Raw genomic sequence first — 20,394 nt, forward strand, 5'->3', positions numbered from 1 at the left:
ATTGCACTAAGCGTAAACAAAAAAAGCTCTCCTGCCTAAGGCGGGAGAGCTTTTTGTATACAGGATAGTGGACTATAACTTCAATAGTGTGACGAGCCTCCTTACGCTTCCCTGTTCTACCACTGCATAGTAGGTACCCTTGGCCCAACTTGTCCCAATGGTCAAGGTGATATTGGTGCCGGTCTTCACGACGCGGTCCACCAGGATACCCTGGCTATTGTAGAAGCCAATGGTTATGGGATAGCTGGTATTGGTGGTGATATTGAGGGTAAAGTAATTGCTGGAAGGATTGGGCGCCACTTTAACTACCAAGGTGGTTGACCCTTCAGCGGGCTGGGCTTTGACGGTGATGGTTACGTCGTCCTCGGCCGTGGCTCCCAGATTATCTTTGACCTGCAGGCGGAAAACGTATACACCTACTACCAGGTTGGAAAGAACGGGAGCAACAGCACTTGAACTGCTCAACGAATACTGTGTAGGGCCGCTTACTTTGGTCCAGGTATAGGATACGATGGTACCATCCTGATCACGGGAAGCAGCTCCATTGAGTGCAGCGAGGTTTACGGGTAAACTAATGACGATATCTGACCCCGCATTGGCTATAGGAGGCAGGTTGCCTATACTATTCACTGTGATGGTAACATCATCTTCGTGGGTAGCACCTTTGTTGTCGGTAACCTTTAACCGGAATACATAGGTACCGGCTACGAGGTAGTATACGGAAGTAACTGCCGCTGCCGGGCTGCTTATGACGAAGGATGCAGGCCCACTGACCTTAGACCAGGCATAAGACACAATACTACCATCGGGGTCTTTGGATGCAGACCCATTGAGGGTGGCACTGTTGGCGGGCAGGGTGAGTACAATATCCGCACCAGCATTAGCTACAGGCGATTGATTACCGGCAGCGTTGACAGTTACGGCTACATCATCTTCGTAGGTAGCACCTTTGTCATCGGTCACCTTCAGGCGGAAAACATAGGCACCAGCAGCCAGGTTGTTCAAGGCTGTGGTAGCAGCCGTGGGGGTCACAATGGTGAATTGTGTGGGGCCACTTACTTTAGACCAAAGATAAGCTTTGATGGTACCATCAGGGTCTTTGGAAGCAGATCCATCGAGGGTGGTACTGTTGGCCGGCAAGGTAAGTACGATATCTGTTCCGGCATTGGCTACAGGGGATTGGTTGTCCGCTGCATTTACGGTTACAGTAACATCGTCTTCATTGGTAGCGCCTTTATTATCGGTAACTTTCAAACGGAAGGTATATACACCTGCTGCCAGGTTGGTCAAAGGAGTAGTTACAGCAGCAGGGTTTGCAATGGTGAACTGTGGAGGCCCGCTTAATTTTGTCCATTGATAAGCAGTAATAGAGCCATCGGGATCATTGGATGCACTGCCATTGAGGGTAGTGCTGTTTACTGGCAGGGTGATCACCATATCTGTTCCCGCGTTGGCTACGGGCCCTATGTTGGGAACTACTATTACGGCATCGCTGTACAACTGGCTTTGGGGCACGTATTCCAGGGGCAGGCTGGCGCTGGTCCAGAGCAATCCCATGCCGGTGCCACTATCCTGGTTGAAATATTCCAGCTTAATATCATAGAGCTGGCCCGCTACCAAGGTAATGGGATTGGATTTGAAAGTATCGGGGTAATGTTCCAGCCAGCTATCCAGTATCAGTTTGTTGTCGATCCAAAGGCGGTGACCACCTCCCGAACCCAGGTAGAATGTAGTAAGCTCTGAAAACTGGGCCATGATCTTACCGGTCCACCTGACTGAATAGGTAGTGCCTGTGATGGCATAATGCACACCAGCGCTCCATTCAGTAAAACTTACATTGGAATCGATGCGCGTCATGGCCGGGTTGGTGAAATTGGTGCTGTTGAAATATTCACCTTTCAAGCCTTTGCCAACACCCCATACGGTAGCAGCAAAGGGGGCGATATTGGATTGTCCGGATTTGGTGAGTTGGTAAGCCTGCCCGGATCTAGGTTGCACACGGATGGTCTCTCCTGCTACGGCATCTTTGTGTACGGAGATAGTGCCGGTTATATTACACTGAACAAGATCGGTGGAATGTACTTCGGGCTCTGCTGAATCCAGGATGGCGGCTATTTTACATCCGCGCACGGTAACGTTGCGGATAAATACGGGACGATCACCAGGCAAAGGGCTATGAATGACCTGTATGCCATAATCAATAATTCCTGCTCCATCAATGGTTATATTTTCCAGGCGAACACGGTTGGAGTTGACGGAGGCCGCTTTTACTTCAATACCGTTGCCATAAAAGAATCCTCCTGTGTAGGTATAGCTATTGGCGTAGGCTCCATGGAACATGCCCCAACTGTTGTGGTAAGCAATGAAATCTTCTATCACGTGGTTGCGGGTAGAGTTTTGCCATACGCGCAAACCACAATCGCTGTTATGAGCCATATTGCCTGTAAAGATCCAAACGCCTTCATTGATAACGGCCTCCCAGTTGTAGGCACCTCCATCGGCATGGTCGCCCTGGCCTCCGGCTACCACGACATTATTTTTAGCTATATTCCCATCGCCGGTATTGAGGCCAAAACCACTGGAAGAGAAAGTAGGGGCATCTTCTGCATTCATGTTGAGTGAACCGGAAACATACTGGCAAAGGGCCACAATGTTGTGATCATAGATCACATCATGTGTGGAATCGCCCGGATCCCACCAGAAGGCGGTTTCCATAATATTATAAGCAATGTTGTCAATGAATTTGATGCCATGTGATACATGGGGTACATAGCTGTGGTTACCTGCATCACGGATCACATTTCCTTCTACGAGTGAACCACGACTACCATCCATACAGTGGTGAAAGTGCATGCCATAGCGACCCGCTACGAGCTCTGTAGCACTGGAGCCGCCCCTGTCCTTCCGGGCGCCCATATTGCGTATGGCTATATATTTAATAGTCTGAGGCTGAGTAGACCGGATGAAGATATGCCCTTTGCCGGTTGGGGTACCCTCGATCCTTACATTACGGGTAAGGTTCATTACTTCTGCTGTCCACTGGTTGTTGACCACCGGATGTGGGCGGCTTGAGCCAGCGCTTAATGTAATGGAAGTACCTGAGATGGCTTTGATGGTCCTGTCTTCGAAGCCTGTAGCGAAAGCGGCTCCTACGGTAGGCGCTTCTGTAGGTGTGATGGTGATCTCATCGCCTGGCTGCCAGCCTGTGGCGCCTTCTACGGTGATGTTGGTAGCGCCTGCAGCAATGGCACCGTTCACTCTTGTCCAGGATGTTTTGGAAGTACCAGCGAGATCCAGTACTCCTGCACCCATCACCCACATACCTGTATCGGTGGCCAATACATCCATACCGCCACCTACAAATTTAGTTTCATCAACGGCTGTAAATCGTATAGTTTGAATCACTGTTGCTGATGCAGGCCGCATCTGCAGTTTACCTTGTACTACAATATTGGCCGTAGTTTGTAAGGTAGTAGATAACGAGGGATCGAAGGAGAGTACGCCACCGCTGCTGATGTTGAATCCTGCTATAGTGGTCTGTGGCATATCAAATGTGACGGTATGTCCGGCAGCAATCAGCGGGGTATCTGTGGCTGCGGGTACTTTACCACCCCATGTTGCAGCATCAGACCATTTGCCTGTGCGCACACTACTTACTGTACCTGTAAGGGAAAAAGCTTTTTCAGGAGCACAACTAATGGAAGAGGTTCTTCGTGTTATTTTTTTATTGGCACCCACCGGATCGGGAATTAACACCATGCCGGTAGCAGTCAGAGATACGCTTTGCAGAAAGCGTCTTCTGGTGTTTTTCATAAAGGTATTTATTTAGGTTTCTCTTAAGAAATTAGCTGTCGAAGTTGAAACAACTATAATGCCTGAAATGCCAAATAATCGAACAATCACTATCTGTAAAAGCTTTTATGGGTATTTACATGTACATAGATATTTGATTAACGGAAGTCAAATGAGCGGGAAAATGAGGGGTAAATTGCGAGACGTGAAATGTGAGATGTGAGATGTGAGTCGTTTGCTTCGATAGCGGATCTCTCCCTGCGATCGAAATGACAAGGTAACGGGAGACATTAAAGGTGAGAATGGAATGCGAGGCGCAAGAGTGTGGTGGGACTTATATTTTGATGAGCTTGTAAGCTTTGCTGATCTTGCTCAATTTAAGGAACAAGGCGCCTTTACTAAAAGGTGTGACATAAATAAAATTGGTGCCAGGTGTGAGGGCGCCATGCTTTAATAAGCGGCCCATGGCATCGAATAATTGATAGAAGGAATTATCGGGGCTGCGTACTTCTATATAATTACTAACGATCTGCCCGATCACGATGGTTTCCTGTGGAGGTGGTGGAGGAGGTGGTGGTGGCGCTACACGTTCTGCATACAACTGGCTTTGTGGTACATATTCAAGTGGAAGGCCGGGACAAGTCCAAAGCAGTCCCATACCTGTTGTTTCATTTGTATTAAAGTATTCCAGCTTAATATCGTATCGCTCTCCTGCTTTCAAGGCGATGGAGGCGGACTTGAATACATCAGGATAATGTTCTACCCAACCGTCCAGTATCAGTTTGTCATCAATCCATAAACGGTGCCCGCCACCGGAGCCCAGGTAAAAAGTATGTTCTTCAGAAAACTGGGCCTGTATCTGTCCGGTCCATCTTACTGAATACTCCTTTCCTGTAATGGCATAATGTACACCGGCGCTCCATTCTGTAAAGCTCACATTAGAATCAATACGGGTCATGGCAGGTGTAGTGAGGTCATTGTTGTTATAGTAAGCAGCTTTTAATCCTTTTCCAGTGCCCCAGCTGGTAGCTGCGAAAGGTGCAATATTGCCTGTACCGGATTTAGTGATCTGGTACGGCTGTCCGGATGCAGGTTGCACCCTGATGGTTTCACCAGCCGCAGCATCTGGATGTAATAATATAGCACCTTCGATAGTACATTGAATAAGATCGGTAGAATGTACCTCGGGTGCTGCAGAATCCAGCAAGGCTGCCACTTTACAGCCGCGGATGGTCACGTTACGAATGAATACAGGCTTGTCGCCGGGCAAGGGGCTATGGATCACTTCGATGCCATGATCAATAATACCTGCACCGTCGATGGTAATATTTTCTACGCGCACGCGGTTGGAATTGGAAGAGGCGGCTTTGATCTGCATGGGGTTGCCATATAATATGCCTCCGTTGTAGGTATAGCTATTGGCATAAGCTCCATGGAAAATGCCTACGGCATTGTGGTAAGCAATAAAGTCCTCTATTACATGGTTGCGGGTGGAGTTTTGCCATACACGCAGACCATTGCCATTGTTGTGGGACATGTTGTTGGTGAATGTCCATACACCTTCATTGATCACTGCTTCCCAGTTATATGCTCCGCCATCGGCATAATCACCCTCCCCGCCCGCCACTACTACATTGTTATGGCAAATATTTCCATCGCCGGTATTCAAACCAAAGCCGCTGGATGAAAAGGTAGGTGCATCTTCAGCATTCATATTGAGGGAGTCTTTCACAAAACGGCAGTTAGCTACAATATTATGATCATAGATCACATCATGGGTGGGATCACCCGGATCCCACCAGAAAGCGGTTTCGGTGATATTGTAAGCAATGTTATCGATGAACTTTATGCCATGGGACACATGTGGTACATAGCTGTGATTGCCTGTATCCCTGATCACATTGCCTTCTATCAGGGAACCGCGGCTGCCATCCATCGAATAATGAAAGTGCATGCCATACCTGCCTGCCACCAGTTCGGTAGCAGCTGATCCTTTCCTGTCTTTTCGCGGTCCCATATGACGCAATGCGGTATATTGAATGGTTTGGGGTTTGGAAGAGCGGATAAACAAGTGTGCTCTTCCTTCTTCTGTGCCTTCTATGCGAACATTGCGGGTGAGGTTCATTACTTCGGCTGTCCAAAGCTTATTGACCATCGGGTGTGGCCGGCTGGCGCCGCTGCTTAATGTAATGACTGAACCCGCTATGCTTTTTATGGTCCTTTCTTCAAAACCTGTCGTGAATGGGGTTCCCACGGTGGGTGGCTCAGTAGGTGTAATGCTGATCTCATCGCCTTCGCGCCAGGCTGTGGCAGCCTGCACTGTAATATTTGCAGCGCCGGCCGGGATGCTGCCCACCACTCTTGTCCATGATGTTTTGGAACTGCCAGCCAGGTCCAGCTGACCGGCGCCCATTACCCACAAGCCAATATCGGTGGTCAGTACATTCATGCCACCTCCAACAAACCGGATCTCATCAATGCCGGTAAACCGAAGGGTTTGTATGATATTGGGGGTAGCCGGGCGCATTTGTAAGAGGCCTTCTACCACCACATTTGCCGTGGTTTGCAGAACAGCGGATAGCGCATTATCAAATGAAAGCACTGCACCCGCACTGATGCTGATACCAGCTACGGTAGTTTGTGCCATATCATATATAATGGTATGACCTGTTGCTATCAGGGGTGTATCGCCGGCGGCAGGTAATTTACCACCCCAGGTAGCAGGGTCGGACCATTTACCAGACTTTACACTGGTGATGGTGCCGGTGATGCCTGTAACGCTGTCTTCACCGGAAGACCCGCAGGCAAGGGCGCCGAGGCGCCTGGCCCTTTTACGCGCTCCCACTCCGGGGATCAGGAGCAGGCATGTGGCTGTTAAGAAAGCATTCCGGAGAAAGTGCCGCCTGTTATTGGTCATGGATTATTATTTAGATTAGGTTAAGGGTAGCCTCCCGCAACGAGGCATCCAGGCAACCAAGGCATCGAGGTTATCGAATGAGTGTTATAATTCCTTTGTGGAGTATACTTTTGCCGGAAGTGTCATCGAGGTAGGACACCATATATATATAGGAACCGGCAGGCTGTAATACGCCGGCGAGGTTGCCATCCCAGCCACGTGTGGGATCGGATGTCTGATATAGTAGCTGGCCCCAGCGGTTAAATACGCGAAGGCTAAAAATTTTAAGGCCGGTGGCATTGAGCACGCGGAAAGTATTATTCTGTCCTTTGCCGGGGGTAAAGGCATTGGGGATAGCGATCTTACAACTGCCTTTGGTGACCACTACCTCATCCCGCACAGTGCCACATTCGTTGGTCACGGATACGGAATAAATACCGGGTTCGGTGACGGTAAAGGAAGTTTGATCGCTTCCGTTTTGCCATGTATACGGTATCCCGTGGAGACCGGGTTCCAATACCAGTACCTGGCCGGGGCACATCACCTTATCAGGCCCCAGGTCAGGCCTGGGCTTTAATTTATAAGTAACAGTTACGGTATCGGAAGCACTACAACGGGCTTTACTGACCTCAACATAATAGGCGCCTTCTTTGTTGACCTGGTAGCGGGATTGGCTGGAACCATCCTGCCAACGAAATTGATCTCCTGCCTGGGTCACATCCAATAACCACACTGCGCCTTCGCATAATACAGAATCATTGCCCAGGGAAAATACAGGTAGTGGCCGGATATCAACATGTATGCTATCGCGCCACGCGCATCCAGCCTGGTTCACTGCTTCACACCAATACAGTCCACTGTCTTTTATTATGATGCTGTTGACCTTGGTACCATTACTCCATGAGTAATCATTGAATGATGCTGCAACACTTACTATGACCTGTTCTTTTTCACATACAGAGGTATCGTTGCCCAGGTTGAAAGTTGTAACGGGCCTGGTGGTCACACTGATGGAGTCTCTTGCAACACAACCATTGAGAGAAGCTTCCATCCAGTACAGGCCTTGTCCATTGATGGTATAAGAGCTGTTGGCAGAACCATCCTGCCAGAGATAATTGGCACCGGGAAATGGTGACTGCAACAGGAGGGGAAATGCATTGGCACAAAGGGCGGTGTCTTTACCCAGGTTGACGACGGGACGTGTTCGCCAGATAACCCTCACGGAATCCCTGTAAATACAATTGTTGTGCCTGATCTCTACCCAATAAAGCCCGGGGGCATTCATGACCAGGGAGTCGAGGGTTGACCCATCCTGCCAAAGATAGGTAGTGCCAGGCAAATTGACCCTGGCCACTACCTGTTCCCCTTCGCATACTATTGTATCTTTTCCAAGCAAAGTTCTATTGTATCCTGCTACAAAGGCAGGCAATCCTACCCCGCTGATGGTGCCGGCTGGCAGGTTTACATATTGTTTTATATGCCTACATGCCCGCCCCACGCTATCAGGGTGGGTAATGGCGCCGAGGAATGGCTGTTGATCGTAGGCAATGTATATATTGCTGTCGGGCCCTAGTTGCATGGCACCAGCTGTATTGCCATATCCTGAATCAATGGCAATCCTGGAATCTGCAATATTGGGTGTATCGACTTTATATTGAAAAATATAATAGGCACCAGACCCATTGTTATTATATGATTCACTCGCGTACAACAGCTTTGAATTGGGTGAAAATTCTACACCGTAGGGACCGGTAATATTATTGGGATTGCCGGCAATGATGCGCGGGTTGGTGACTACACCGGTAGCAGCATTGAAATCAAACACTTCTACCACTGAGGTAAATCCTGCCATGGCCAGTTTATTGCCATCGGGTGAAGCTTTCAGGTAACCGATGGTATTAGTGATCCGGTTGGCTATATTGCCTGCTGCACTGATCTGTGGGGTGGTATTCAACCCTGCGCAGTTCACGGCGTATACATAAAACTCATCGCTGCCAAACTTGTGGGTAATGACCCAAATATCGTTGGTATTGAGGTGCTTTACTGCTGTCACCTTCTCGCATACAGGGGTTAGTAGGGGAATATTCTTTTGTGCAGCCACTACATCTCCCAATCCTCCGTTGAGCCTCATATCTACCAGGGAATACTGTAATCCTTTGGCTTCGGCCTCTTTTGCAACGGTGAAAATGTAGAACAGGGAATCATTGCCTGGATAACCGGTGATCAGGGCAGATTGGGTACAGAGGGTATCTCCATTAAGATTGGTCCCATTAGCCATCACCAGGTGACTTCTGTTCCATACGGTAATACCATCTGTATAAAAAAGCAGGTTGCCATACCGGTCGCTCATGGCAGAACACCCCTCCCAGCCACGTAAGCTGCCGGGTGTTGCTACCGGAGCGCCGCTACTAAAATTCAATCCTGCGTTGTAACCAAAAAACCAGTTGTTCATCTCCTGTTGTGCATGTGCCGATCGCATGCAGGTAATAATTATACAGAAAAGCAGGTATGCTTTCATGATCTGGTCATAGGATTTACGTAGACTAATAGGCTTCTGCCTGCTGCAAAAAGGCCTCCTTTAATGGAACATGATCCAATTCTTCAAATTCGGAATTGTTGCTTTTAAATTCCGGCACCAGTTCTTTCATCTTTTTAACCAGTGCATAATCATCTCCATGCCGGCTGATGCTGATGAGCTCTTCTATTTCCATTACGGCCTGATCGCAGCAGGGAACTACGCGGGCAATTTTTATTTTGTCGTGGTGGGTAGGTAATGTCTTTTCTTCTCTGTTGAGCAACTCTTCGTATAATTTTTCGCCGGGGCGTAAGCCTGTATACTGTATCTTGATATCTTCTTCCGGCACCAGGCCTGCCAGGCGAATCATCTTCCTGGCCAGGTCTACAATCTTTACGGGCCTTCCCATATCAAATACAAATATCTCAGATCCCTTACCCATGGTAGCTGCTTCCAATACAAGCTGCACGGCTTCGGGAATGGTCATAAAGAATCGGGTAATAAGGGGGTGGGTAACTGTGACGGGGCCGCCTGCTTCGATCTGCGCGCGAAAACGGGGGATCACAGAACCATTGGATCCCAGTACGTTGCCAAAGCGGGTGGTAATAAATTTTGTTTTGGAATGCATGGCATAAAAAATGAATTGCCTGCTCCAGGAGTTATAGATGTGTACGATGTCTTCAGCGGATTTGTTCTGTACAATATTGCTGAGGGATTGCACATACATTTCAGCGATCCGCTTGGAAGTACCCATTACATTGGAAGGATTGACGGCCTTGTCGGTGGAGATCATCACAAACTTGTGCACATTGAAGAATACGGCGAGATCGGCCACGATCTTGGTGCCCATCACATTGGTGAGAATGGCCTCAGCCGGGTTCTTTTCCATCATGGGTACATGCTTGTAAGCTGCTGCATGGAATACAATGTCGGGATGGTACTGTCTGAAGGGTATCTCCATGCGGTTTCGATCCCTGATGCTGGCAATGAATATCCTGATATTGATATCCGGGAATTTCTCTTCGATTTCCAGCTGCATTTCGTGCAGGTCGGATTCAGCCTGGTCGCAAAGGATCACGGTATGTGGTTTATAAGACAACACTTGCCGTACAATTTCAGCGCCAATGGAACCAGCTGCACCAGTGATCAATATACGTTTACCAGATAACTCACTACAAATATTCTGGTCATTGATCACAATGGGTGCCCGCTGCAAAAGGTCTTCTATGCGCAGCTCCTGGATCTGCCTGATGCTTAGTTTGCCATATACCCACTGATCGGAAGGGGGCACGGTGAGTACCTTGATGCCCATCTGGAGGCATTTCTCGATCACGGCCTTTTTATCCTCGCTGGTCAGCTGTTCATTCATCAGGATCAGCTTATCAATATTTTTCTTGATCTTCAATAAAGCGAGTGCACGAATATGGTAAATCCTGACCTGCTGGATGTAGGAGTTGATACGGCTGGCATCGGTTTCAATAAATCCGGCTATCACAAATTTATTGGTAGGGCTAGATTCAATGGCCTGTTTAATAAGAATGGCTTCGGTATCGGCTCCATACACGAGCACATTCTCTTTGTGTGTGTTGGAGATGCGTTTTACATAGAAATAAAAGCCCCTTACCAGGGTACGCATCATAATGAGCATGGAAGAAGCGATAAAAAAATTGACCACCAGTACGCCTGCAATATTCAGTGACCGGATATGATAACGCCGGGATACAAAAAACTCGGTCACCACTGGGTAGATCAAACTCACCAGCAGTACGGCCATAAATATCCGCATCATGTCGTGGATATTGGAGTAGCGGATAATACCGGTGTGGATGCGCATCAGGTAAAAGATCAACAATGCGATCATGCCATACACGGCGGTGTAAATAAAAAAGTGTCCTCTTAATATTTCATGGAACTCAAATTGCTTTACAATGAAATACGAGAGGGAGAAAGAGGCCCCGTTAATTGCCAGATCTACCAGCAATACAACCCATCTGGGCACTGACCTGGCGATAAAAAACAACTTCTTCATAATCATTAGTGGCTTTAGTTAATGGTATTCACAGTAAGATCTTCGGATGTACGTTTCGAGGCAATGGTTTCATAGATGCGGGCTACTACCCTATTGAGTTCATCGCCGGTGAGGTTGGAACCGGAAGGCAGGCACAAGCCTTTTTCAAAAAGCTGTTGGCAGGTATCATAGCCATAGTAAGGTGCCGCTTCAAATACGGGCTGCAGGTGCATGGGTTTCCAGAGCGGCCGGCAGTCGATATTATCTGCGGTAAGCGCTAAACGGATATCTTCTCTTGTAAACGGGCCGGCCTCAATCAACACCACTGTGAGCCAGTGATTGGAATAGTAATCGTCGGCAGGCTCACGGGCGCATTGTATTTCCGGGATATGGCTGAATGCCTGCTCGTAAAAATGAAAATTGCTGCGGCGCTGGAAGATCCGCTGTGGCAATACTTCCATCTGGCCGCGGCCTATACCGGCACAGATGTTACTCATCCGGTAGTTGTAGCCAATTTGGGAATGTTGATAATGGGGGGCGGGATCGAGCGCCTGGGTAGCGAGGAACCTTGCTTTGCGTACATATTCAACATTGGCGGATATAAGGGCGCCGCCACCCGAAGTAGTAATGATCTTGTTGCCATTGAAGGAGAAAATGGAGATATCACCAAAAGTGCCTACCTGTCTCCCCTCAAACGTAGACCCTAGTGCTTCGGCCGCATCTTCGATGACGGGTATCTTATAACGCCTGGCGATCCGCATGATCTCATCTATCTGAGCTGGCATTCCATAAAGATGTACTACGATGATGGCTTTGGGCTTTTTGCCAAGCCGTATCCGGTCGCAGATTGCCAATTCCAGGAATTGAGGACACATATTCCAGGTGGTCTCTTCACTATCTACAAACACGGGGGTTGCACCGAGATAAACAATGGGATTGGCAGAAGCAGCAAAGGTCATCGACTGGCAGATCACCTCATCGCCTGCCTGTACGCCCAATATCACCAGGGCCAGGTGCAGGGCAGCAGTGCCTGAGCTTAGAGCGGCTACTTCTACGTCTTCCTGTAAAAAATGCCGGAGGTCCTGTTCAAATCCATTTACATGAGGGCCCAGGGGAGCTATCCAGTTGGTAGCAAATGCCTCTTGTACATAGTCCAGTTCTTTGTCACCCATATGGGGCGATGAGAGCCATATCTTCTGATTCATAAAAGCTGTATTTCGTCAAATGAAGCAATCAGGTTGGAAGGATATGGTTGCCCGGTAAATGATTGGGCATGGATGTGGGTTCCATTGTCTTTGATGCAGCAGGTAATCCAGCCCAGCCTGGCGGGAGCCTCAAAATCTTTGGCAGTATTGTCACCGAAATAATAAAATTTACGACCTGGGTATTTGTCCTGGAAGTACCGGAAATTCTTTTCATCGGGCTTAGCAGATCCAAACTCTTCGGAAATGATCACATCGCTGAAGTAGTTGTCAAGCTGCAATGCTTTTAATTTGTTTCGCTGGGTAATACTTCTGCCATCAGTTATCAGGCCGGCAGGAATATCAAGCATCAATAATTGATCTAATAATTCGGCGGCCTCTCTCCTGAGCTTGATATCCGGCATATGATCCCGGTATTCTTTCAACAAATCGTCCATTGTCATCCCGGGCAAGGCTTCGTGGTACTGATGGATGAGCCACTGAAATACGTTTTCCCCGTTTGTGTACCGTTGCCACATGTCTTCGTAAACAGAGGTGCCGGTCAGGGGAGCCAGCCTGGCAGCAATGGCCCTGAATCCGGATTGTAGAAATGTGATCTCGGGAAACAGGGTATCATCCAGGTCAAATACAAAAAAACTGTTGGGTTTAATTCTTATTTGCATGGATAATTACTTCATCGTCGTAACGGAGCATTAACAGCTGGTCTTCCCAATCGTCTGTATAGGTGATCTCCTGCCCCTTAAAATATTCTTTGATAAGCCACAAAGGATAATTGGCGCCGGCGTGGTAACTGAGGGGATAACCACCGCCAAAGCGTGCGTTGATCTCGATAGCGGTCACCTTGCCGGTAGTCTTGTGCAGGAAAAATTGTGCCGTGAGGCAGCCTGTAGCTCCTTTTATATAGGCGAGTTTTTCCCGCAGGTAAGTAAGCATACCATTCTTACTGGTGATGCCTTTGTTGATCTCACCAGCACGCACCAGTATCCTTTTGCGCGGCACGATGCATTTTACATAGCCTCCTCTGTCGTAATACATATCAACGGTGTATTCATCATGGTCCTGTTTACCCAGGTACTCCATGAAAAGGAGGCGGTCGTCGTTGAGGTGGTGTTCACGCAGATCAGCTTCGGTATGAATAATGTAGGTATCTGCGCTAAGGCTACCATTGTAGGGTTTGATGAACAAGGGAAATGTTGGCTGGTGTTTGTCAATGGCAGCCGGAACTGCTATGTCTCTTTGCTGAAAGAAAAGATTGATCTTTCTTTTATCACGGCATTGCTCAATAAAAGCAGGTTCAGAAATAATGATGTGGATGCCTTCTTTGCTGAATAAGGCTTTGTGCCGGGCCAACACCATCAATTCGGTATCTATGGTGGGTACGACCATTTTAATATCCTGGTGGTAGCATAGGGTGAGCAATTCGTCGATGTATTCCGGATCGGTCACTTTCTGTACACGGAAGCAGGCATCGGCCACCTGGCATGCCGCACTTAATTCCGGGCACATATCGGTAGCGAATACTTTATTGCCCGGATACAATTTCTGTAACTCTTTTTTGAAAGCCTTGACAAGGGAAACTCTTTGGCCTGCAGATGTAATCAGAATGTTCATGTATTTTTAACTCCTTTAAAAGCGGGCATGGTAGCATGTCCCTGCTGACTGATGCCCTCTGTTTTAAATACTTTTTTCAGGGTAAGGACTATGATCCTGCTATCCAGTTGCCAGCTGATATGGTCTACATACCATACATCCAGCTCAAACTTCTGTTCCCAACTAATGTCATTGCGCCCATTTACCTGGGCCCAGCCGGTAATGCCCGGTCTTACTTCATGCCTCCTGTTTTGTTGGGTGGTATACAATGGCAGGTATTCCACCAGCAATGGGCGTGGGCCAATGAGGCTCATATCGCCTTTTATTACATTGATCAGTTGTGGCAGCTCATCCAGGGAGGTTTTACGAATGAACTTCCCCAGGGAGGTCAGCCGCACTTCATCGGGCAACAACTGGCCGGATGCGTTTTTGCGGTTGTTCATAGTCCTGAATTTCACTAACCAGAAAACGCGCCCATTTTTTCCGGGGCGTTGCTGAAAGAAGAAAGGCGATCCCTTATTCGATGCCCACAGCAAGACGGTAATGAGCAGGAATAAGGGTGTAAACAGCAGGAACCCGAGCATGCTCACGATGCAATCGACGGGGCGTTTAATGTGATGATGATACAGTGACATGCTTATTCAATTGTTGCTGGTATTCGTTGAGCAAGAGGCCCCAGAAGTGTTTTTGATCATACCGGTCGGTAATCAATTGTCTTGCGTTGCTTTTCAAATGATTGTATAATGCCTTATTGGTCATTAATCGTTCCATCGCATCCCGGAGTGCAGGCATATCCTTTACGGGTATCACCAGGCCATTGTGCTCATGTTCGATGATCTCATTGCATCCATTGATATTGGTAACGATAGCAGGAACATGAAAACAACCAGCCTGCATGGGTACATTTGGAAAACCTTCCCTATAGGAGGGGAATACCAATACCTGGCTAATCATGAGCCAGGGACGAATGTCCTGTTGAAAATCTACCTGTATTATGGCTTCATTTGTTGCGATGGTATCCATTGTAGCAACAGACAATGGATCAAGCCCGGGCTCATAAGGGCCAACCAGAAGCAGTTTTATACCTGGATATTGCGCGCGCAGTGCTGTAAAGGCTGATACCAATTCTTCAATACCTTTATCCCGTACCAACCTTCCGATAAAAACAAAAACAAAATCTTCCTCTTTCAAGGATAGATGCTCCCGCAATGTACCGGCAGCTATAGTCAGTGCTTCATTTTTTTGGAAGAAGTCGGTATCGATGCCATTACTACTGCCATTACCCAATACCTGTATTTTTTGAGCAGTACAAAATCCTTTATCCAGCAGAAAGGAAGCAAGGTTGCCGGAATTGGGATATATCCTGGTGGCACATGTATAGGTGAGGCGTTCAGCCCATTCCAATATTTTTTTTCTGAGGCCTTTGTTCTCCATCAGGGGCAAACCGGCCACTGTATGTAAGCGGATGGGAACGCCGGCCATCCTGGCTGCCATCATGCCCAATAGACCGGCTTTGGGGGTATGGGTATGTACAATAGCAGGATGTTCTTTTTTGAATAAGCGGTACAATCGCCACAAAGCTTTGAGGTCATTCACAGGAGTGATAGCTCTTGTCATTGCTACGGGCGCGGTGCGCACTCCCTCGGCCATACGCACTTCTTCCAATATAAGGCCAGGTGAGGAAACGGCGAGTACATCAAAGTGCGCAGACATAAACTTCAACTGCTGCCTGAGCAATACTTTAAGTGATATAGGTACGGTAGTAACGCGCACCAGTTTCGTCTTCATGATGATCTTACAGTTGGTGCGGTACTCATTCCCCGCATGGATTGGTAAGCGTTGTATCCCGGGGGAATGAGCATCCGCTGAATTAATTAGAAGGCCTAAAACAATTCCAGGTCGCCGGTGGAGTAACACCAATTTTTGGTATCTAGCAAATGACGGAAATCCTCCTTCATATTCAGGTCTTTTAAAGTGATAATAGGCCCCAGTGGCCGTATGGGTAACAGGCCCATCCATTTGAAACAGGCCCGGTTGGCGCGGTACTGCTGGCCAGAGAATGAAATAAAGTCTATCTGGTGGCGGGTACAAAAGGGCAGCACCTGTCTTTTTAAAGTAGCATCGAGGTAACTGTTATCGGCCCGTGGGTTTAGCTTAATGAAATCAACCAGGCGCAATTCTTTGGTATATGCATGCATCTTGATGCGGGTAATGAGTAAAAAGTTCTCCTGATCGGTAAAATAATTGTAGGTAAACAACGGATTATTGGCATAACGCCAGGAGATATACTGTGGTGAAAAAACAGTAGCTAATTGTTCCGTTTTTTGTACATATCCTTCCAGGCTATTTAATACCTCATGGGGCCATTTCTGAAAAGGAGAAGGATCATCCTGCTGGCCGGCATATTTCTCTTTATTAAAGAGTCTGGTGCGGGCCATGGCAAAGGGCTTAAGCAGGGCAATCTTGAGTGGCATTTTCCCTTGCATTACCCATCCCATTTTCAAATAACCCGGACGACTTTGCAGATTGGGCGTGTTAAAAACAAAGAGCACTCCATCCTTCCGGCATATCTCCAATTGCTGCAGGGTAAGTTTCTTAAATATGCCTTTGCCCTGGTAATCGGGGTGGGTGGCTGTATCAACGGCCCGAACAGCTTTGTAAATTTTATCATTGCGCAACCACTCCCATTGCATAAATGCGCGCAAGCCAATGAGCTTGCCTGCTTCTTCTGCTACCAGTACATAGGAGGGTCCAAATGGATTTTGCTCATGTTTCCATAACCATAAAGCTTCGGACTTGGGTATGGACGATTCGCCCAGGGATTGACGCAGCAGTTCAATGATCGCCGGCCTGTCTTCCGGGCTAGCAGGTCGCATCAGCATGACGATGATTGGGGATTTGCTGACTTTGACCTAACAGCCGGGTGGCATACTCACCCATATTCCAGCTGATCATGCCATATTTCTTTTTGCACTTTTGATATTGCTCCAATAGTATGCGTAGGCCTTCCATGTTCTCTTCGGGATGGTCGCCAAAATTCTCCGGATGCCACCACAGGTGATAACATTCTTTGCGAACGGCCGCGGTATGGATCTCCTGGCATAAGCGCCGCAAACGCCATTTGTTGGCAAACCTGTATTTTGAGCGCCAGGGACGCAGGAAGCGGCTGGCAGGCAATTGCAATGGCTCGCCGGGTATTATTGAAATACTGCTCAGTGGATAGGAAGTCCTGTTGCTTCCCACCTGCACATAAGCATCGGCGGTGCGTACCACTTTCCTGATCAAGCTTGACCCGGTGTTGGAAACGGGACTCCAATACCAGCTGACGGGGTTAGACCGTATGGAGGTGATGCCCTGTTCATAACAGGTTTTGAGGTAAGCCGGGTTGAACTGATTTCTTGGGAAGACCAACGAGGTGAGCCGGGTATTGAATAGTGCAGCGGCCCTTTGTGCTGCCTGCAGGTCGGCCTCAAAAGCCCGTGGTTCCTGCTGTTGCTCCAGGCAATAATAGTGGCTGAATGTATGGGTACCCAATTCCTGGCCGGGATACTGAAGAATAGATTGTATTTCGTCCGGGGCAAAATGTGCCCAATGGTATTGTTGCGGAAGGGCATGTTGGGCCGCCCACCTGTAAGCTGAATATCTTTCGGTGGTATAGTCTGGTTCAATAGCAGGCTTCAGCAGTTCCCACTGCCGTTGATCCTGTGCAAACATGCTGCCTACGGTGGCCCAGGTTACGTGTACTTCCTTTTCAGCAAAGAGTTGCAGCATGCGGGGTATCAATTGCAGGGTATTGCGATAGCAGGCTTCTCTTTCCTGCCTGTTCCTCTTATCAAAAACACCCCAATGCAATTCGAAATCGAGTGATATGGTAAAGATGCCTTCCATTGTTGGCTATAATTTAATTAAGTAAGGCCTCTCTTGTGACGACAGGCAGTTGTTTCTTTTCTGGCAGCTTCTTTTTCCTGTTTACCAGGATACTCTTCTTATAATCCATATAACAGAGTATAATGAACAGGAAAAAATACATGACCATGCTTTTCTGGCGGATGATGATACCCAGGTTGGATAAGGTGCCTGATAATGCCACCGAAGTAGCGAGGAATACCACCGCGCTGGTTTTTACCAGGGCCTGACTTTTTCCCATAAACCCTATAAAGCTTCCGCTGAATACCTTGCCGGCCAGCCATAGGTAAAACAGGTTTTCAAACGAAACAATAATACCAATGGGGCCTGGGGCATCAATAAACAGGGGTCGGAACCAAAATGTAAATAGTTTCAAAGGCAGGGGATAACCGGAGATATCAATACCCGAACCTGCTTTGGCCAATTCTACTGAACGGTGACTGGAAAGCTGGTCAAAGCTCTCGAAAAGGTTTTCGCTATCGAGGTTTGCAAAAGCCATCACATCATCGTACAAAAAGAAAACGGCCACCCCTACACCGGCAAATACTATGAGTTTTTGATACAGTGGTACTTTTTCCCGGGCGGTCACCAGGCCAGCCAGGATGCCCATCCCCATCAGGAAAAAGACATGTGGCCTGACATGGTATACAATTAATAGCCCGATCAGTAAGGCAATTTTTCGGCTTTTCAATCGGCTCAGGCCATACATAGTCATCCCAAGTCCAAGAAATATGATCGATCCTTTACCCAGGGAAGCTGTCCAATAATGCATATTGGGCAGAAAAACGATCAGGCTTATCAGCGCTATACCTTTGAGAGAATGATGGAAGCGAATGTTTTCTTTGAAGGTTATATAGAAAAAAACAAATCCCCAATAACCCATCCAGGCAAACAACATCATCATCATTTCATAAGAAAATCCGAGGTAGTTGACAAAAGGCCAGGCTACAAAATCTATAAAAGGGGTACCAGTACCATAGGCTTCCATCCAATTCTCATAGCCTGATTGTGCCCGGTAATAATAGGCTACGGAATCTGATGCAGAAGACTGTACATATATGTAGTATATAAGCGCGAAAAGAATGTGGTACCAGTACAGGCTTTTGATCATACCCATCTGGAACCACTTTAATCGGGCCTTCATTACCTGCAACAAAGGCAGGGTAATACCAAAAAGCACGATCACCAGGAATAAAGCGCCCATTACAAAATCAGTTTTAAGTATACTCTTAACACGCCTTCGACAGCGTTTATCCCGCTCTGCGGGACTCAGGCTGACAACTGTCAAATCAACGGTGACAGTTAATCTTCTTTCGCAAGTAGGTTATCGTAGATATTTTCCAGGTGGGTCACCATTTTCTGCATACTAAAATGATGGACCACGGTTTCGCGTGCAGCTTGTTTCATAGCCTCCACCTGATCGCGGTGGGGCAGAATGGCAGTCAGGCGGTCGGCCAATTGGAGAGGATTATTGACCGGGACCAGCAAACCGTTTATATTGTCTTGTATCACTTCCGGTATACCTCCCGCATCGGTACAGGCGGGCATGCAGCCCATGCTCATGGCTTCGAGCAAGGCAATGGGCAGGCCTTCAAATTCAGAGCTCATCATGAAAATGTCCATGGCTTTTAACCAGGGTTTTATATCGGTTTGCAATCCTGCGAAATAAACACAGGACTTCATGTTTAATGTCCTTGCCTTTTGGTGCATTTCATCTCTCAGCCCTCCGTCTCCTGCTATAATAAAATAAGTATCCGGATATTTTTTATGTACCAGGCTGGCTATTTCCAACCATGCGTCCAGGCGCTTTTGTGGCCTGAACACACAAGCAATACCAATGACTGTTACGTGTGCAGGGATGTTCAACTCTTTGCGTATATCTCTTTCAATGGGCCGACGCAGGGAGAATTTATCGGTATCAATTCCATTCTGTACCACCTGTATACCCGGCTTTTCATGGCGGTAATGTGTTTTAATGGACCTGGCCACTTCGCCCGACACAGCAATGACGTATTGCTGGCTACGAAAGCTCAATTTATTCATGTAATATGTGAGCCGGTGATAACGCTCCCATTTGTTGTGCTCAGTATACACTACCGGGATGCCGGTAAGACGACCCACCAGGCGACCCACGATACCTGCCCAGGGAAGGTGGCAATGGATGAGCTGAATATGGTGGGTTTTTACATATGCGACGATCTTTCTTACTTTCAATACTATTTGCACATTGTTCTTCGCCGGGAAACAAACTACGGTGCCGCCGGCCTGTTCTATTTCCCTCACCACCTGGTTTTTCCAGGGAAGAAAATACAGGTAGTGAAAATCATACTTTTCCTTATTGTGCTTGCCTAAAGATTCGGGCAGCAGCAGTTCGGCCCCTCCACGACCCAATGACTTTATAATGTGGAGTACAGGTATAGCGGTATCACCGGCAGGGTAATTTTTGCGGGTGAAAAGCATGGCAGTAGTATTCATTGTTGTAATT

13 protein-coding genes are annotated in these 20,394 nt (G+C 47.7%); all 13 read right to left on the reverse strand.

Annotation, left to right across the window (positions count from 1 at the left end; all coding sequences use genetic code 11):
* Positions 1-72 precede the first annotated feature (72 nt).
* Entirely contained in the window at positions 73-3,813 is a 3,741-nt protein-coding gene (locus D3H65_RS16815) for a PKD domain-containing protein (RefSeq protein ID WP_119051419.1), read from the reverse strand.
* A gap of 313 nt (positions 3,814-4,126) precedes the next feature.
* Positions 4,127-6,709: a PA14 domain-containing protein gene (locus tag D3H65_RS16820; protein WP_119051420.1), complete on the reverse strand. Its 2,583-nt coding sequence runs from the start codon at positions 6,707-6,709 to the stop codon at positions 4,127-4,129.
* 70 nt (positions 6,710-6,779) lie between these two features.
* A complete protein-coding gene (locus tag D3H65_RS16825) occupies positions 6,780-9,167 on the reverse strand; it encodes a T9SS type B sorting domain-containing protein (protein ID WP_162915677.1) in 2,388 nt (795 codons plus the stop codon).
* A gap of 64 nt (positions 9,168-9,231) precedes the next feature.
* Positions 9,232-11,232, reverse strand: coding sequence for a polysaccharide biosynthesis protein (locus D3H65_RS16830; RefSeq protein ID WP_119054547.1), 2,001 nt, complete (start codon positions 11,230-11,232; stop codon positions 9,232-9,234).
* Between the two features lie 14 nt (positions 11,233-11,246).
* Complete coding sequence (locus D3H65_RS16835) at positions 11,247-12,416, reverse strand: DegT/DnrJ/EryC1/StrS family aminotransferase (RefSeq protein ID WP_119051422.1); 1,170 nt, start codon at positions 12,414-12,416, stop codon at positions 11,247-11,249.
* Positions 12,413-13,075, reverse strand: a complete 663-nt coding sequence (locus D3H65_RS16840; RefSeq protein ID WP_119051423.1) for an HAD family hydrolase — start codon at positions 13,073-13,075, stop codon at positions 12,413-12,415. The genes D3H65_RS16835 and D3H65_RS16840 overlap by 4 nt, the downstream gene beginning before the upstream one ends.
* The gene (locus D3H65_RS16845; RefSeq protein ID WP_119051424.1) at positions 13,059-14,024 is read right to left on the reverse strand and encodes an ATP-grasp domain-containing protein; all 966 of its coding nucleotides are present in this window, start codon (positions 14,022-14,024) and stop codon (positions 13,059-13,061) included. Before D3H65_RS16845 ends, D3H65_RS16840 begins: the two co-directional genes overlap by 17 nt.
* Positions 14,021-14,638: a sugar transferase gene (locus D3H65_RS16850; protein WP_119051425.1), complete on the reverse strand. Its 618-nt coding sequence runs from the start codon at positions 14,636-14,638 to the stop codon at positions 14,021-14,023. The genes D3H65_RS16845 and D3H65_RS16850 overlap by 4 nt, the downstream gene beginning before the upstream one ends.
* Positions 14,613-15,791 carry a glycosyltransferase family 4 protein gene (locus D3H65_RS16855; protein WP_119051426.1) on the reverse strand — a complete coding sequence of 393 codons (1,179 nt, stop codon included), beginning with the start codon at positions 15,789-15,791 and terminating at the stop codon, positions 14,613-14,615. The genes D3H65_RS16850 and D3H65_RS16855 overlap by 26 nt, the downstream gene beginning before the upstream one ends.
* 95 nt (positions 15,792-15,886) lie before the next feature.
* Positions 15,887-16,879: a GNAT family N-acetyltransferase gene (locus D3H65_RS16860; protein WP_162915678.1), complete on the reverse strand. Its 993-nt coding sequence runs from the start codon at positions 16,877-16,879 to the stop codon at positions 15,887-15,889.
* Positions 16,866-17,891, reverse strand: a complete 1,026-nt coding sequence (locus tag D3H65_RS16865; protein ID WP_119051428.1) for a polysaccharide deacetylase family protein — start codon at positions 17,889-17,891, stop codon at positions 16,866-16,868. The genes D3H65_RS16860 and D3H65_RS16865 overlap by 14 nt, the downstream gene beginning before the upstream one ends.
* A 13-nt stretch (positions 17,892-17,904) precedes the next feature.
* Positions 17,905-19,113 (reverse strand): hypothetical protein, encoded by a 1,209-nt coding sequence (locus D3H65_RS16870; protein ID WP_211345505.1) that lies wholly within the window; start codon positions 19,111-19,113, stop codon positions 17,905-17,907.
* A gap of 98 nt (positions 19,114-19,211) precedes the next feature.
* Positions 19,212-20,384, reverse strand: coding sequence for a glycosyltransferase (locus D3H65_RS16875; RefSeq protein ID WP_245999518.1), 1,173 nt, complete (start codon positions 20,382-20,384; stop codon positions 19,212-19,214).
* Positions 20,385-20,394: the final 10 nt, after the last annotated feature.

Source organism: Paraflavitalea soli (assembly GCF_003555545.1).
GTDB classification, from domain to species: domain Bacteria; phylum Bacteroidota; class Bacteroidia; order Chitinophagales; family Chitinophagaceae; genus Paraflavitalea; species Paraflavitalea soli.

Bases quoted from the DNA above. Each gene is read 5' to 3' on its own strand.
- D3H65_RS16815 (WP_119051419.1), bottom strand. From the start codon at position 3,813: ATGAAAAACACCAGAAGACGCTTTCTGCAAAGCGTATCTCTGACTGCT.
- D3H65_RS16820 (WP_119051420.1), bottom strand. From the start codon at position 6,709: ATGACCAATAACAGGCGGCACTTTCTCCGGAATGCTTTCTTAACAGCC.
- D3H65_RS16825 (WP_162915677.1), bottom strand. From the start codon at position 9,167: ATGCGATCGGCACATGCACAACAGGAGATGAACAACTGGTTTTTTGGT.
- D3H65_RS16830 (WP_119054547.1), bottom strand. From the start codon at position 11,232: ATGAAGAAGTTGTTTTTTATCGCCAGGTCAGTGCCCAGATGGGTTGTA.
- D3H65_RS16835 (WP_119051422.1), bottom strand. From the start codon at position 12,416: ATGAATCAGAAGATATGGCTCTCATCGCCCCATATGGGTGACAAAGAA.
- D3H65_RS16840 (WP_119051423.1), bottom strand. From the start codon at position 13,075: ATGCAAATAAGAATTAAACCCAACAGTTTTTTTGTATTTGACCTGGAT.
- D3H65_RS16845 (WP_119051424.1), bottom strand. From the start codon at position 14,024: ATGAACATTCTGATTACATCTGCAGGCCAAAGAGTTTCCCTTGTCAAG.
- D3H65_RS16850 (WP_119051425.1), bottom strand. From the start codon at position 14,638: ATGTCACTGTATCATCATCACATTAAACGCCCCGTCGATTGCATCGTG.
- D3H65_RS16855 (WP_119051426.1), bottom strand. From the start codon at position 15,791: ATGAAGACGAAACTGGTGCGCGTTACTACCGTACCTATATCACTTAAA.
- D3H65_RS16860 (WP_162915678.1), bottom strand. From the start codon at position 16,879: ATGCGACCTGCTAGCCCGGAAGACAGGCCGGCGATCATTGAACTGCTG.
- D3H65_RS16865 (WP_119051428.1), bottom strand. From the start codon at position 17,891: ATGGAAGGCATCTTTACCATATCACTCGATTTCGAATTGCATTGGGGT.
- D3H65_RS16870 (WP_211345505.1), bottom strand. From the start codon at position 19,113: ATGGGCGCTTTATTCCTGGTGATCGTGCTTTTTGGTATTACCCTGCCT.
- D3H65_RS16875 (WP_245999518.1), bottom strand. From the start codon at position 20,384: ATGAATACTACTGCCATGCTTTTCACCCGCAAAAATTACCCTGCCGGT.